Annotated in this window: 13 protein-coding genes and 1 tRNA gene; 3 read left to right on the top strand and 11 right to left on the bottom strand. The window is 70.8% G+C overall.

The window, feature by feature from the left end; translation table 11 throughout:
* Positions 1-113 precede the first annotated feature (113 nt).
* A complete protein-coding gene (locus tag FGM06_RS09695; protein ID WP_144799054.1) occupies positions 114-1,289 on the top strand; it encodes a helix-turn-helix transcriptional regulator in 1,176 nt (391 codons plus the stop codon).
* A gap of 57 nt (positions 1,290-1,346) precedes the next feature.
* Here FGM06_RS09695 and FGM06_RS09690 read toward each other — a convergent pair whose 3' ends face one another.
* Complete coding sequence (locus FGM06_RS09690; protein WP_144799053.1) at positions 1,347-1,478, bottom strand: rubrerythrin-like domain-containing protein; 132 nt, start codon at positions 1,476-1,478, stop codon at positions 1,347-1,349.
* Between the two features lie 227 nt (positions 1,479-1,705).
* Here FGM06_RS09690 and FGM06_RS09685 point away from each other — a divergent pair, with 227 nt between their 5' ends.
* Entirely contained in the window at positions 1,706-1,909 is a 204-nt protein-coding gene (locus FGM06_RS09685) for a hypothetical protein (RefSeq protein ID WP_144799052.1), read from the top strand.
* Between the two features lie 46 nt (positions 1,910-1,955).
* On the opposite strand, the gene FGM06_RS09680 is transcribed toward FGM06_RS09685, so the two are convergent.
* From FGM06_RS09680 to FGM06_RS09655, 6 genes are all read right to left on the bottom strand, one after another.
* Positions 1,956-2,028, bottom strand: a tRNA-Thr gene (locus tag FGM06_RS09680).
* Between the two features lie 634 nt (positions 2,029-2,662).
* Positions 2,663-3,670 carry a class I SAM-dependent methyltransferase gene (locus FGM06_RS09675; protein WP_144799051.1) on the bottom strand — a complete coding sequence of 336 codons (1,008 nt, stop codon included), beginning with the start codon at positions 3,668-3,670 and terminating at the stop codon, positions 2,663-2,665.
* Between the two features lie 104 nt (positions 3,671-3,774).
* Positions 3,775-5,277, bottom strand: coding sequence for an MATE family efflux transporter (locus FGM06_RS09670; RefSeq protein WP_144799050.1), 1,503 nt, complete (start codon positions 5,275-5,277; stop codon positions 3,775-3,777).
* Between the two features lie 99 nt (positions 5,278-5,376).
* Positions 5,377-5,808, bottom strand: coding sequence for an EamA family transporter (locus FGM06_RS09665; protein ID WP_144799049.1), 432 nt, complete (start codon positions 5,806-5,808; stop codon positions 5,377-5,379).
* A 71-nt stretch (positions 5,809-5,879) separates the two neighbouring features.
* Positions 5,880-7,628 (bottom strand): sensor histidine kinase, encoded by a 1,749-nt coding sequence (locus FGM06_RS09660; protein WP_144799048.1) that lies wholly within the window; start codon positions 7,626-7,628, stop codon positions 5,880-5,882.
* 87 nt (positions 7,629-7,715) lie between these two features.
* Positions 7,716-8,834, bottom strand: coding sequence for a UbiA family prenyltransferase (locus FGM06_RS09655; protein ID WP_144799047.1), 1,119 nt, complete (start codon positions 8,832-8,834; stop codon positions 7,716-7,718).
* Between the two features lie 228 nt (positions 8,835-9,062).
* Here FGM06_RS09655 and FGM06_RS09650 point away from each other — a divergent pair, with 228 nt between their 5' ends.
* On the top strand, positions 9,063-9,833 hold the full coding sequence (locus FGM06_RS09650; RefSeq protein ID WP_144799046.1) for a VOC family protein: 771 nt from the start codon (positions 9,063-9,065) through the stop codon (positions 9,831-9,833).
* 20 nt (positions 9,834-9,853) lie between these two features.
* On the opposite strand, the gene FGM06_RS09645 is transcribed toward FGM06_RS09650, so the two are convergent.
* The 4 genes from FGM06_RS09645 to FGM06_RS09630 all read right to left on the bottom strand — a co-directional run bounded on the left by FGM06_RS09645 (position 9,854) and on the right by FGM06_RS09630 (position 15,242).
* Positions 9,854-12,703 carry a hybrid sensor histidine kinase/response regulator gene (locus FGM06_RS09645; RefSeq protein ID WP_144799045.1) on the bottom strand — a complete coding sequence of 950 codons (2,850 nt, stop codon included), beginning with the start codon at positions 12,701-12,703 and terminating at the stop codon, positions 9,854-9,856.
* An 87-nt stretch (positions 12,704-12,790) separates the two neighbouring features.
* Positions 12,791-13,246: a Zn-ribbon domain-containing OB-fold protein gene (locus tag FGM06_RS09640; protein ID WP_144799044.1), complete on the bottom strand. Its 456-nt coding sequence runs from the start codon at positions 13,244-13,246 to the stop codon at positions 12,791-12,793.
* On the bottom strand, positions 13,243-14,409 hold the full coding sequence (locus tag FGM06_RS09635; protein WP_144799043.1) for a thiolase domain-containing protein: 1,167 nt from the start codon (positions 14,407-14,409) through the stop codon (positions 13,243-13,245). Before FGM06_RS09635 ends, FGM06_RS09640 begins: the two co-directional genes overlap by 4 nt.
* A gap of 80 nt (positions 14,410-14,489) precedes the next feature.
* Positions 14,490-15,242, bottom strand: coding sequence for a proteasome assembly chaperone family protein (locus FGM06_RS09630; RefSeq protein ID WP_144799042.1), 753 nt, complete (start codon positions 15,240-15,242; stop codon positions 14,490-14,492).
* Positions 15,243-15,250 lie beyond the last annotated feature (8 nt).

Here is a 15,250-nt window from a genome sequence, read left to right as displayed (position 1 = left end):
GACCGAGACGGACCGAAGCGGTCGCTTCGGGCGCTCGCCGAGCCGCCCGATCCGTTCCCGACCTCGCTTCGGAGATGGGAAGCGATTTATCCGTGCCTCGTAACAGTCCGTCCGTGCAGCGAACGGTGCTCCTTCTCGTCGTCGTGCTCGCCGCCGGCGCCGGCCTCGTGTCTGTCGGGGCCGCCCAGAGCGGTGCGGGCCTCCCGCCAGGGGGGTTCGACCAGATGGACGTCAGCCCGGACGACGTCCTGATAGAGGTCGATCTCGAGCCCGACGGCGACGCGGTCTGGGAGACCCAGTACCGGATCCGTCTCGCGAGCGACGACGAGCGACAGGCCTTCGAGGAGCTCCGCGCGGACGTGGAGTCGAACCCGGACGCGTACATCACTCGGTTCGGCGATCGGATGCGCACGACGGCGACCGCCGCCGAGAACGCGACGGGCCGCGAGATGAACGTCACGAACGTCACGGTGACCGCCGAGCGGCGCGAGCTCCCGCAGTCGTACGGCGTCCTGACGTACCGGTTCGAATGGAGCAACTTCGCGGCGGTCGAGGACGACCGCCTCCTCGTGGGAGACGCCATCGACGCGCTGTTCCTCGACGAGAGCACGTCGCTCATCGTGTCGTGGGACGACGGCTACCGGCTCGGCGAGGCGTCCCCGTCGCCGACGGAGACCCGCGACGACGCCGTCGTCTGGGAGGGACCGGTCGACTTCACGGAGGGGGAGCCTCGCGTGACCGTCGAGCCGGAGGGGCTCGCCGCTGGGCCGCTCCCGCTCGTCGCGCTCGGGGTACTTGCGGCGGCGGTCGTCGCCGCGATCGGTTACCGACGGCGCCCGTGGAGAGCGTTAGACGCGGGCGGGACGACGGCGGAGGCGACCGAAGCCGACGCAGCCGGCGGGGCCGAAGGGGCGGTGGACGGCGACGGAACGATCGACGCGGGCGCCACCGCCGCGGCCAGTGGCTCGGACGCCGGGGATGGCGAGCCGGGGAGCGACGCGGAGGAGGACGCCGACGGGACGGCGCCGCCGGTCGACGAGGACCTGTTGAGCAACGAGGAGCAGGTGATCCGTCTCGTCGAGGCGAACGGCGGCCGGATGAAACAGAAGCGGGTCGCCGAGGAGCTGGACTGGACCGCCGCCAAGACGAGCCAGGTCGTGACGGGCCTCCGCGACGAGGGCGACCTCGACGGGTTCCGGCTCGGCCGCGAGAACGTGCTCTCCCTGCCCGAGTACGACGCGGCCGGCGAGGGCGACGCCGCCGGCGACACCGACGAAGACGACGAGTGACGCGTCGGACCGTCGCTCCGGCGGGCAGACCGACCCGTCACCGGCGCTCGACCCGGGTCAGAGATCCCGCGACCGACCGAGGTGTTTGAGCTCGCCGCCGCACTCGCACGTGCCGCCGGAGTCCGTGCGCGCCCCGCATTCGAAACACTCGTACAGTTCCTGTCCCTCGCTCTCGGATTGTGGTCGCATATTACGGGATTTGGTGGCAAGTAACATAGTCTCGGGCCTATTATTCTTTATAGAATACGGTATCCCGTCTCCGAATGGGTAGACGAACGATCAGATTCGAGACGAGAGCGCGTTCGGCGTTGACGCCCCGTCTGCGGGCCGATCGCGGATCGCCGCGACGAGTCGGAACGGTGGAACGAGCGTTCCGGGACCCGGTCGTTTTTCACCGGAACCGGCGTACGATCGGCATGGAGATCGGCTTCACCCTCGGGGCGAACGCGCCGACCGGTGTCTTCGCCCTCCACGCCGCGGTCGCCGCGTTCTTCCTGTACGTCGGGCTCGCGAACGCGGCCGCCGGCGAATCGATCGGACTCGCGTTGAACGCGCTCATCGGCGTCATGCTCGTCGCCGCCGGCGTCGCGGTGGCGGGGATCACCGAACGGCGGACCTGATCGCGGGATCGCGCCGCTCTTCGATTCCGTATTGTTCCGTCAAAAGAGCCGGAGGAGGGATTTGAACCCCCGACCTATTCCTTACGAAGGAATCGCTCTGCCAGCTGAGCTACCCCGGCGCGCGTCTAACAATTCCCGAACGGCAAAATAAGGGTTCCGAAACGACGACGGCGCGGGGCACGACCGCGCGGCCGTCTCTCGAAAACGGCGGATCACGCGACGAAATCAGACAATCTCCGTCCGTTTCAAAATACTAGGATTACTTATTAGACACGTCTGTTTATCTGGTGTAAATCACAAGTATATAAGGAAAAGGCATAAATACTTGTTTGAATCTCCATCGTAGTGTGGTCGCACCGCGACAGCGGGGATCGACCCCCTCGACGGTGCGTGTCCGGTCGAAGCCCGTGCCGGGCGTCGGTAGTCCCGTCGGTCGCACCCCCACGGCGACTCGACGTGGCGGTCACCACTATCAGCGATCCACCGCGGCCGCCGTGTGATCCACGTCTCCGACGTGCCAAGCGCGAAATCGCCTCTGGCCCCGACGCTCCGCCGGCCGTGGTCTCTTGTCATGTGACGGGCCGTGCCGTCCCGGCCCGCTCGTTCCCGGGCGGGACGGCTGTCGCGCTGTCGATCCGTACTCGATCCCGTCGGCGGTTGCCGGCGGGAGCGCCACCTGCCGAGCCACGGGGTCGCGGGGCCGTGGTGCCGCGGGCGTCATGAGCGTCCCGGGAGAGAACGTCCTGCCGAGTCTCAGTTTCGCGTCAGCCTGACGTCGAGACAGACGTTGTACTCGTGGGGCGCGTACGACCTGACGACGCGCTCGGTCTCGACGACGACGTCGTAGTCGTCGCCGGCCGCCTCGCGGATCGCCCGCGTTCCGGGACCGAACGGGTCGTCCTCGTGTTGGATGTCGTAGTAGTGGACCACGCAGTCATCGCCGGCCAGCGCGACGGCGGTGTCGAGGAACTCGTCGGCGGAGTGCGGGAGGTTCATCACGAGCCGGTCGGCCGCGTCGGCGTAGTCGATCGCTCCGTCCGCGCCGCCGACGAGGTCGCGCACGTCCCCCGCGATCGCGGTCACGCGGTCGGCGACCCCGTTGCGGGCCGCGTTCTCGCGGAGGTACTCGACGGCGCGCTCGTTGAGGTCGCAGGCGACGACGTCGGCGCCGCGGGACGCCAACGGCACCGCGTAGGGGCCCACGCCGGCGAACATATCGATCGCGGTCTCGCCCGACTCCGCCTGCTCGACCACGCGGTGGCGCTCGGTGGCGAGCCGCGGCGAGAAGTACACTTCGGCGACGTCGAGCAGGAACTCGTGGCCGTACTCGCGGTGGACCGTCTCCGTGCCGTTCCCGGCCAACACGTCCCACCGACGGACGCGGAGCTCGCCCTCGATCGGGGAGGCGCGGTTGAGCACCGTCTCGCAGGGCACGTCGGAGGCCATCACCGCGTCGGCGATCTCGCGGGCGCGCTCGTCGTCGTCTTCGTCGACGATGACGATGTCGCCGAGCCGCTCCAGCGAGGGCTCGTACCCGAGTATCTCGGCCGGAGTCAGCGGGCGATCGCGCTCGGCGGCGTCGCGCTCGACGATCGTCGCGTCGAGGTCGGCGGGGACGGCGTCGGGGTCGACGACCGGGATGTAGATCGCGTCGCCATCGACCGCGATCTCGTGGTCGCCGTCGAGGACGCCCGCCTCGGCGAGGCGCTCGCGGACGGCCTCGCCGCGCTCGCGCTCGACGGCGACGCAGGGAACGCTCATTGGTTCCGAAAGGCGGAGCGAGCCATAAACGCTGACGCTTTCGATCGTCGGGCCGCGGTCGGCCCCGGTCGGCCCCGGTCGGCCGACCGCGGCGGTGACGGCCCTCAGTCGTCCGCGGACGCCTCGGGCCGGTACGCCTCGCTTATCCCCTTCCACTTCCCGGAGCGGAACCGCCAGTAGTTGATCGCGGCGGGGATCGTCGTCTCCGCGAGGAACGCCAGGTAGAGGCCCCACAGCCCGATCGCGGGGAGCGCGACCTCCGGGACCGTGAGCCCGGTCAGGGGCACGTCTATCGCGGGCGTCGCGTCGTTGGCCCCGACGTACGCGAGCGGGATCGAGACGCAGAACATCCCGAGGAACTGGCTCGCGAAGGGGATCTTCGTGTCGCCGGCCGCGTCGAGCGGCCCCGCCGCCCCGCCCGAGACGCCCTGGAACACGACGGCGACGCAGGCGGCGTACACGAGGTTCACGGCGATGGGGACCTCCGGACTCTGCGGGCTCTCCGCGAACAGCGTCACGATGTCGGTCGCGAAGACGGCGATCAGCGCGGCGGAGACGACGTACGTCGCCACGGAGAAGCGGATGATGTCGCGGGCGTACGCCTCGGCCTCGCCGGGGTCCTCGACGCCCAGTTCCTGCCCGACAAGGCTGGAGGAGGCGAGGCCGAACCCCCAGCCGGGCGTGTTCATGATCCCCCAGATGCGCCGGGCGATGACGAACGCGGCGACCGTGTTCTCGCCGAACACGTCGAGGATCGCTAACATCGGGAACTCCGCGGCCGTCCACACGAGGTTGCGCGCGCCGACCGGGAGCCCGATCTCGACGAGGTCGCGGAGCATCTTCGGGTTCAGGTAGGAGCCGAAGGGGTCGACGGCGACCGGGAACTCGCCGATCAGCGGGGCGCTGCCGCGGACGATCCCGACGGTGAAGCCGGCGACGGCGAGGACGTTCGAGAGGACGGTGCCGACCGCGGCGCCCTCGACCCCCCAGCCGAAGCCGAAGATGAACAGCGCGCTGAGGACGACGTTCGCGACCGCGCCGCCGGCCCGGACCTGCATCGCGGTGTACGCGTCGTCGCAGCCGACGAGCACGCGGCTCCCGACGAGGTTGAGGGCGGCGAACGGTACGCCGAGGCCGACGATCCGGAGGTAGTCGGCCCCCAGCGCGATCGCGGCCTCGTTGCTACTCAGGACGTCGATAAATGCCGGCGCGTACAGCCAGAACGCCGCGCTGACGGGAACGGTGATCGCGACGGCCAAGAGCACGCTCGACCGCACCGCGTCGCCGAGTTCGACGTACGCCTCGGCGCCGTAGCGCTGGGATACCAAGGCGATGGTACCGCCGGCGACGCCGCCGCCCAGCGCGAACGAGAGCCCCCAGTACGGGCCGGCGAAGCCGACGCCGGCGACCGCGCTGGTGCCGACCGCGACGCCGACCATCGCGACGTCGACGGCGTTCTTCGACATCCGGGCGATCCCCGTGACGATCCGCGGCCACGCGAGGTCCGTCGTCCGGACCACCCGGTGGCGGTCGATCAGCCCCGCCCTCGCGAGGGCGAAGCCGATGTACAGGATGAGCGCGCGGAAGGGGTTCGGGAGGCGGACCACTGCGGGTACGCCCCTTTCCCGGTGGGCGCTAAAGGGATTTCGTCACGCGGCGGGAGTTTCCGGATCGGTCGACTGCGGCGGAGGCGAACGCGGCGGCGTTCAGGCGCCCGAGACGAGGTACACCGACGCCGCGGCGAGGACGATCCCGAGCGCCTTGCGGGCCGTGAACGACTCGCCGAGGAAGAGGAAGCCGATCACCGACGAGAAGACGAGAAACATCGCGAAGATGGGCGTCACGACGCTCACCGGCCCTAACGCGAGCGAGCGATACAGCGCCAGGATGCCGATCCCGAGGAACACCCCGGCCGCGAGCACGTGGAGGATCTTCGGCGAGCCGAGGTGGACCGCGAACCCCTGACCGGTGTACGCGAGCACGCCGACGGCCATGCAGATGAGCAGGGTGTTGGAGATCACGACGGCGACGTCGCTCGGGACCGCGTCCGGTCCCGTGGTCGCGACCCGCATCAGCGGCGAGACGAGCGCGTACGCGCCCATCGCGAGGAGCGCGTAGGGGAGGTAGGTGGCGTCCATACCGACCGGTCGGTCGGCTCGAACTAGTGCCCACCGACTCGCGCCTATCGGCCCGCGGCTGTCGCCCTCGTCTACCGACCCGCACCCGCGGAGTCCGCGGACGCGAGCGTCTCGCCGCGCTCCGTCTCTCTCCCGTCGGCCGGAGCCGACTCGCCGACGGGGACGGAGACCGTGACGACCGTCCCGCGCGGCTCCCGCTCCGCGAAGGAGACGCTCCCGCCGACCTGGTCGATCCCCCACTTCACGATCCACAGGCCGATCCCGCTGCCGTGTTCCAGCGGCGTCTCCGCGCCGTGCGCCAGGACCCGGTACTCCGCCGGGTCGATCCCCGGGCCGTCGTCGGCGACGGAGAGCTCGACCCAGCCGTTCGAGACGGTCGCCTCGATCCACACGGACGGCGCGTCCGCGTCGTTGTGCTCGACCGCGTTCGAACAGAGGTTCGCCGCGACGACGCGGAGGGTCGCCGGCACGCGCACGTCCGGCACGTCGCCGTCGATCGACACCCGAACGTCGGGGAACTCCGCGCGGAGGTCGGCGACCGCCTCGTCGACGACCTCGGACAGCGGTATCGGCGACTCCGGCTCCGAGACCGGGTCGAACAGCTCGCTCGCGGTCCGGGTCCGTTCGCTGAGACCGAGGATCCGCGAGGCGCTCTCCTTGACGACCGACAGCGCCCGCTCGTCGCTCGGGTCCTCCGTCAGCCGGTCGGCGTAGCCGTGGATCAGGTTCGTCTCGGTCCGGACGTCGTGGCGGAACACCCTGTTGAGCACGTTCAGCCGCTGTTGCTGCCCGAGGTACTCGCCCACGTCGTGGAAGACGACGAGGCGGCCGACCGCCCGGCCGTGGTCGTCGGTCACGCGTCGCACCGTGACTTCGTACGGTCTGCGGCCGTTTCGCCCCACTATCGAGAGCGGCCCGACGTCGCCCCGCTCGCCCGCGAGCGCGTCGTAGCGGGGCACGACCGCGCCCGCCGCCTCGCCGACCGCCGTCCGTCGGTCGACCTCGAACACGTCGGCGGCGCTGCGGTTCAGGTCGAGCACGTGGCCCTCGGTGCCGACGACGAACACGGGGTCGTGGAGCTGCTCGAAGACGAGCTGCCGCGCCCGGCGGCGCGGCGCGGGCGTGAGCGTGAGCAGCCGGAACCGCGAGAGCGCGAGGAGGTACGCGACCCCGGAGACGGCGAACGCGAGCGGCGTCGGGTCGAGCCCGGGCACCGGGATCGCTCCGGTGATGTGGAGGAGGCTGCTGACCCACGGCGCGGCCGTCCCCATGAGCAGCGCCGCGCTCTGTCCGCGGAACGAGCGGGCGTCGTCGCGGACGAGCTGGAGGATGGGGACCGACCCGATCAGCCCGAGCAGATAGGTGTAGCCGGCGATGACGTAGTACCACGGTCCGGGGTCGACGCGGAGGAACGAGCCGACGGCGGTGTCGGCGACCTCGCGGTCGGCGACGACGAGTCCGGCCGGGTCGCCCGTCGCGACCACGAGGACGGTTATCGCCGGCGCGACGCAGGCCGCCGCCGCGACGCTTGGCCGCACGTACCGGTCGCGGCCCGTGTACTCCAGCGCGAACAGCAGCCACCCCACCGGGACCACCACCACGCCGAGCCACTGCACGTCGTACCACAGCGCCTTCGCGGCGAGCGTCGACGCCTCCAGCTCGAAGACGAGGAACGTCGTCCACCACACCTGCCCGACGAGCAGCAGCGCGAGCCACGTCGCGCCCGCCTCCGGCCGCTCCCGCCACGCGAGGATCGCCGCCGACGTGCCGGTCACGACCGCGGCGAGCAGCGCGACGGAGAGCGGACTCAGCCCGATCACTGTTTATTCCAGAAGAAGGAGATATAAATCATTTTGCTCTGTCGATTTGGCATCCCCGATCGGCCGCTGATCGAAGTCGGACGCGGATCAACCGACCAGGGTCACCCCCGCGATCGCGACGCCGACGAGGAGGTAGGTGCAGTCCGGCGCGACGCCGAGGACCGACGCGTCGTCGATCCGGCCGGCGAGCGAGGTGACGCAGACCGACGCGGCGACGCCGACGCCGAGCGCCCCGACGAGCGGCCACGCGAGCAGGCCCGCGACGCCCGCGGCCGTCACGGCGCCCGCCGCGAGGAGGTCGACGCCGTACAGCAGCCGCCGGGTTCGGACGACGCCGACCGCGACGGGGAGCGTCTCGACGCCGACCGCCGTGTCGGCGGCGACGTCCCGGACGTTCGGGAGCTCGGCGTCGACGAACGACCGCAGGAAGAAGTACGCGAAGACGACGGGAACGGCCGGTCCGACCGCCGCCCCGGTGAACGCGACGGGAAGGAACGTGAGGGCGGTCGCCCACCCCGCGGCGACGACGACGGAGTTGACGACGAGCACGTCCTTCAGGCGCGGGACGTAGCGGCGCCCGCCGTCGGTCGCACCCGCGGCCGCCCCGGGGCTGAGCCGACCGCGGGGGACGACGGCTGAGAGGGCGGCGCTCACGGCTTGGCCGAGGTCGGGCAGCCAGTCGGAGGCGTACGCGACCCAGAACGCACCGGGAAGCAGCGTGACGGCGAGCGCGAGCGGTCCGCCGGTGATCGCGAGCGCGACCGCGGTACCGTACGCGAGCGTGGCGGCGATCATCAGCTGGTCCCCGTAGCGCCGGGCGAGCAGCGCCCGGTGCGGGGTCGAGACGGCGTCGGCGTCGGCGTCGGCGACGTGGTCGACGGTGTACACCGCGAAGGTAACCAGTGCGACGACCACCGGGGCGGCCGTCAGCTGAACGCCCAGCAGGACGGTCGCGATGAGCGTCTCGACGGCCGCAACGAGCGCGATGAACGGGGCACCCGACGCGAACGCGCCGAGGAGGCGCATGGGGTCGGTGGTCGTCCCGACCGCGGCCGGAGACGCGCCCTTCGGGGCCGCGGACTCTCGACGCGGCGGCGTAGACGCCGTCGAGGCGCGCGGTGGCGTCTCGGACGGGAACGGTTCGATGCGATTCGGCGAGTCGGTGCCGTCGATGAACTCCGACGGCGGATCTGTCTTGTTTGACATTGTTCGCGGCCGGCGCCCCGACTGTCGGTGGCACCCGCCATCTATATTCGAACCACCGAACCTATTTATACATAGTAAAATGAATAAATAAATTGATAATAGTGGTCGTTTTATTCCCGACCTAGCCAGTTCGATCCGGGTGAGTCGGCCGTCGGCGGTTCGGCGGCGGTCCGAGTCGGCCGCGACCCCTTCAGTACGCTTTTGAGGCGAGCGGCCGATCCGTCGGGTATGGACGGAACCTTCGACCACACGATGATCCGCGTCGAGGACTTAGAGGAGAGCCTCGACTGGTACCAGACGCACCTGAACTACGAGGAGAAGGGCCGCTGGGAGGCCGACACGTTCACCAACGTCTACCTCGGCCCCGAGGACGTCCACGAGGACGGCGCGCTGCTGGAGCTCACCTACAACCACGGCGATCACGCGTACGAGATCGGCGACGCGTGGGGCCACATCGCCGTGCGCGTGCCCGAGGACGCGCTCCAGGAGTCGTACGACCAGCTGATGGACGAGGGCGTCGAGGACTACCGCGACCCCGAGTCCTGCGGCGACCGCTACGCGTTCGTGAAGGACCCGGACGGCCACGAGATCGAGATCGTCAAGCGCGACTACGGCGAGAAGTGGAGCATCGACCACACGATGATCCGCGTCGAGGACGCCGACGAGGCGCTCGGCTACTGGACCCGCAAGTTCGAGTACGCGGAGCAGCCGAGTGGCCGCTGGGAGGCCGACAGCTTCTCGAACTACTTCATGGCCCCCGAGGACGCCCCGAAGGAGGCGATGAAGCTGGAGCTCACCTACAACTACGACGGCCGCGAGTACACGATGGGGGACGGCTGGGGCCACCTCTGCGTCCGCGTCGACGACCTCGACGAGGCGTGGGAGACGCTGATGACCCGCGAGGCGCCGGACTACCGCGACCCCGCCTCCTGCGACCACAACTACGCGTTCACGAAGGACCAGGACGGCCACGAGATCGAACTGCTCGTCCGGGAGTAGGCCGCCCCGCCCCGCGACGTCTACTCTTCGACCGCTCGCTCCGCGACGTCGACGCCGCTCACCTCGAACCGGGCGCCGCCGAGCTCGGGGTCGTCCGTGATCCGCACGTCCCAGCCGTGCGCGGTCGCCACCTGCTCGACGATCCGGAGGCCGAACCCCGTCCCCTCCCGCGAGGTCGAGTAGCCGACGTCGAACACGTCGGACCGCTCGTCGGGCGGGATTCCGGGCCCGTTGTCGGCGACGAAGAACCCGTCGCCGTCGGTCAGGGCGCCGACCGCGACGACGACGCGGTCGCCGCCCTGACCGACGGCGTCGCCGGGCTCCGCCCGGCCGCCCGTGGAATGGTTCGAAAACTCCGTCTCGGAGTTTTCGTCATCACGAGAGACGGCGGTGCCGTCTCTCGAACGACCGTGTTCCACGCTGTTGCGCATCAGGTTCTCCAATAGCTGTTGCAGGCGGCTCTCGTCGGCGTGCAGCGTGAGGTCGGTCTCGACCGAGAGCGTCGCGTCCCCGGTGTCGACGTTCAGCCAGCAGGACTCGACGACGGCGTCGAGCGCGACGAGCTCCGTGTCGCTCACGCGCTCGCCCTCGCGAGCGAGCGTGAGCAGGTCGCTGATCAGGCCGTCCATCCGCTCGTGGGCGCCGACGGCGGCGTCGAGGTGCGGCGAGTCGCACTCGTCGCGGGCCAGCTCCACCCGCCCCTGCGCCACGTTGAGCGGGTTCCGGAGGTCGTGGGAGACGACGCTGGCGAACTCCGCGAGCCGGTCGTTCTGCCGCTCCAGTTCGGCGCTCCGCCGGTGGAGTCGTTCGGTCCGAGCCTCCGACTGGAACGCCGTCTCCGCCGCGGTCGCGAGTATCTTCGCGAGGAACTCGTCGGTGCCGTCGAACACGTCCGGCTCGGTCTCCCCGATCGAGATCGTCCCGTACTCGCCGACCGGGAGGATCAGCAGGCTCCTGAGCCCCGTCCCGTTGTCGACGGCGTCGACGGTCTCGATGTCGTCGTACAGCCGCGGCTCCCCCGCCTCGAACGCCGCCCAGTTGAGGCTGCCGTCGTCGGGCGTGAACACGCGCCGAGGCGGGAGGAGGTCGCCCGCGATGTCGGAGACGGCGACCGGGGCAAGCCCGCCCGCGTCCTCGTCGTAGAGCCGGACGGTCGTCACGGAGAACCCGAGTACCTCCTCCGCGGCCTCGACGACGCGCTCCGCGATCTCCTCTCGGGAGCCCGCCTGGATCAGGCTCCGCGTGGCGTCGTGAAGCCGCTCCAGGCGCGTCTCGCGGTCGACGCGGTCGAGGGCGGCCTCCAGGTGATTCGCCAGTATCTCGGCGATGAGGACGTCGGTCTCGGTGAACGCGTTCGCCGTCGACGCGGAGATGACGAACAGCCCGCGATCGCCGATCGGGTGGAGCACCAGGCTCTCCGCCGGCGTCTCCTCGTCGAGCCGGTCCGAGGCCGAGAGCTCGTCGATCGCGATCGGCTCGTCGCCGCGGTACGCCTCCCAAACGAGCGCCGACCGCGACTTCGGCGGCGCGTCCCGGTCGTACGACGGCTGCTCCTCGAAGAACATCGGGACGGACTCGGCGAGCGCGACCGGTTCGAGCGCGTCCCCCGCGTCGTTCAGCAGGTGTATCCCGCTCAGCTCGGCGCCGACGATGGCGTCGACGGCGTCGACCGCCAGCCCCGTCGTCTCCTCGACGGTCCGGGTGTAGTTGAGGTCCCGCGTCCACTCGCGGAGGCGCGACAGCTTCTCCTCGCGCCGCTTGCGGTCGGAGACGTCGCGCGTGTTGACGACGTACCCGCCGATCCCGCTGTCGTCGAGCCGGTTGCTGCCGACCGACTCCACCCACAGGTAGTCGCCGTCCGCTCGCTCCAGCCGGTACTCGACGGTCGGGTTCGTCGTCTCGCCGGCGATCGACTCCCGGAACACCTCGACGACTCGGTCGCGGTCGTCCGGGTGCACGCGTTCGAACGCGTCCTCGCCCAGGAGGTCCGCGGGCTCGAAGCCGAGCAGCGACTCGACCGACGGGCTCACGTATTGGAACGTCCCGTCGACGTCGAGCGCCGAGACGATGTCGCTGGACCGCTCGACGAACGCGCGGTGTCGCTCGCGCTCCGTCACGTCTCGGATGATCCCCACGAACCGGCGCTCGCCGTCCTCCTCGAACTCGCCGAAGGAGATCGACAGCGGCACCTCGTGGCCGTCGCGGTGCTGCCCCGGGAACTCGACGGCGGACCAGTCCGTCGTCGGGTCGCCGCCCGAGAGGTACCGATCGATCGCCTCGTGGTGTCGTTCGACCTTCCGATCCGGCATCAGCCTCGACAGCGGCTCGCCCTCCAGCTCCTCCGGCGCGTAGCCGAACAGCCGTTCGACGGCGGGGTTCGCAAACCGGATCCTGCTGTCGGCGTCGACGGTGACGATCGCGTCCATCGAGTTGTCGGTGATCGCGCGGAGGTGCGTCCGGGTCCGTTCGGCCTCGCGCTCCGCGCGGCGCTTCATCACGGCGTCGGCGATCCGGTTCGCGAGGATCTCGTACTGCTCGGTGCCGCCGCCCTTCTGGAGGTAGTCCGTCACTCCGGCGGAGATCGCCTCGCTGGCGACCGTCTCGGACCCCTTCCCGGTGTACAGGATGAAGGGGAGGTCGGGGTCGCGCTCGCGGACCCGCTCCAAGAATTCGATCCCGTTGGGTCCGGGCATGTCGTGGTCGGAGACGATACAGTCGATCCCGCCCTCGTCGAGCCGCTCCAGCCCGACCGTCGCGTTCGGGGCGGCCTCGACCGCGATCCGCTCGTCCTCGCGTTCGAGGAACGACCCCGTCACCTCGGCGAGGTCGGCGTCGTCGTCGACGTGGAGGACGCGGATCCGGTCGGTCATTGGACACGACTACAAGTGACCATCGTATAACCATTTGGTCGAGCAGCGGAAACGTCGGCCGCCACCCGGTCGGCGGTTACGCCTCCCTTACTCACCGTCAACCGGCCGAAACACGACCAGCGGCTCCCCGTCCGTCGCCCGCTCCTCGACGCCGGCGTCGACCGACAGCCCGACTTCGACCGCGTCGCCTTCGGGGTCGACGCCGCGCAGGACCCCCGTCGCTCGGACCGGCCCGAGGTCGACGACCGCGGTGACGTACGGGGCGTCGTCGGCGAACCGGGGCGAGGGGACGTGGACGACGCTGAACGTCTCGACCCGCCCCGTCCCGTCGAGCGGCTCCCGCGAGAGCGGGCTCGACCCGCACTCCGGGCAGCGCCGCCGCGGCGGGAGCGACCCGTGGCCGTCGGGGCAGACGAGCGCGTACCCCTCGCCGGCCGCGAGCGCGTCGAGCCACTCGTCGTAGTCGGCGTCGGTGACCGGCGCCGGCGTTCGCTCCGCGAGGTCGACGTCCCCGCCGTCCTCGCTCGCGCCGTCGTCGCTCATTCCGCCACCTCCAGCACGTGGACGACCGCGCTGGCGACGGTGCCTCCCGCGTTGTGCGCGACGCCGACCTCGGCGTCCGGGACGTGCTCGCTGTTCGGGTGGTCGCCGCGGAGCAGCCGCGTCAGCTCGGCGATCTGCGACCCGCCGGTCGCGCCGACCGGGTGCCCCTTCGCCTTCAGGCCGCCCGAGAGGTTCACCGGGAGGTCGCCGTCGGCGGTCGTGATCCCCTCGCGGGCGGCGGCGATCCCCTCGCCGACCTCGAAGAGGCCGAGCGACTCCGTGGCGAGCACCTCGGCGATGGTGAAGCAGTCGTGGACCTCCGCGACGTCCACGTCGTCGGCCTCCACGCCGGCGGCCGCGTATGCCGCCTCGGCGGCGTCGTCGGCGGCCGGCGTGCGCGCGAGGTGCTCGCGGTCGCCGAGCGCCATCCGGTCGGTCCCCTGTCCGGTGCCCGTCACCGCGACGGGGGCGTCCACGTCGTGTTCGGCGGCGTACTCGGGGGAGACGATCACCAGGGCGCTCGCGCCGTCGGTGATCGGGCAGGCGTCGTAGAGGTGGAGCGGCTCGGCGACCGGCGGCGCGTCCATCGCGTCGTCGACGGACACCTCCCGGCGGTACTGGGCGTACTCGTTCGGGACCGCGTTCGCGTGGTTCTTCGAGGCGACGTGAGCCAGGTCCCGCCGCTCGCCGCCGTACGCCTCGAAGTAGGCGGTCGCCATCAGCGCGTAGGCGCCGGGGAAGGTGACGCCCGACCGCACCTCGAACAGGTCGTCGGCGGCCATCGCGAGCCCCTCCGTCACCTCGGCGGTCGGCAGGTTCGTCATGCGTTCCATCCCCCCGGCGAGGACGACGTCGGCGTCGCCCGCGGCGACGGTCCGAACGGCCTCGCGGACCGCGACGCCCGCGGAGGCGCACGCCGACTCGTACCGGGTCGCGGGGCAGCGCACGCCCGCGGCCTCGGCCATCAGCGGCGCCTGGTGGCCCTGGTGCTCCGCGAGCGCGCCCATGAAGTTCCCGTAGTTCAGCTCCTCGACGTCCCCTCGCGGGACGCCGGCGTCCTCGAACGCGCGCTCCGCGGCCGTCGCGAAGAGGTCGCGTCCCGCGCGGTCCGCGTGGCTCCCGAAGCGCGTGAGCCCGACTCCGGCGACGCGTGCGTCGGTCATACACGAACGATGACCGGGGTCCGGTTTATCGTTGCCGGAACGCGCGATCGGTTCCGCGTCGGATCCGGTCGAGCCGAGCGCTACCCGATGTACCGCAGGTCGTCGTCCGGCACCGCGGGGCCGTCCTGCATCTCGCGGATCTTGCCGACGACCTCCTCCATCTCCTCGGCGCGGTCCTCCAGGCTCTCGTAGCCGACCGAGAAGTCGAGGACCGCCTCGAGGACTTCCAGCACCGCGCGGGCGCTCTTGGGGTCGACGAGGTAGCCGCTCGTCTCGCCCATGAGGCAGGCGGCGTCGAAGCCGCGGCGCCCGCCGAGCCCGAGCACCAGCCCGGAGACGCCGACGATCCCGCCGGCCGGCTCGTCGGGCCGGAACTCGACGCCGGCGTCCTCCAGCCCGTCGACGAGGTCTGCGTCGGACACCGCGCCGAGCACGGTGTACTCCTCGACGAGCTCGCCGGTCGGGACGCCGCCGAGCGCGTACGCGCGCGTCGCGCCGAACTCCTCGGCGACGTCGAGGAACGTCGTCGTGAGCGTGTAGTGGCCCTTGTTCGAGCCGGCCTGGTGGTCCCCGGTCAACACGAGCAGGTCGGCGCCGTCGGTCTCGACGGCGTGGAACTCGGCGCAGGTCAGCTCCGCGACGCCGTCGCCGTCGACGTTCACCTGCGGCGGGAACTCCGTGGTGTACACGCGGCGGACCAGCTCGCCGTCGAACTCCTCCAACAGGTGCTCCGCCGCCAGCTTCCCCACGTGGCCGACGCCCGGAAGCCCCTCGATGAGCACCGGGTCGTCGAGCTCCGGCGTCGCGACCTCGTCGATCTCGATGTCGTCCATGTCGGATC

This window comes from Halorubrum depositum (genome assembly GCF_007671725.1).
In the GTDB taxonomy this organism is placed as follows: Archaea; Halobacteriota; Halobacteria; order Halobacteriales; family Haloferacaceae; genus Halorubrum; species Halorubrum depositum.
Note: the sequence above shows the minus strand (reverse complement) of the source record. Positions and strands in the feature narration are given on the sequence as shown.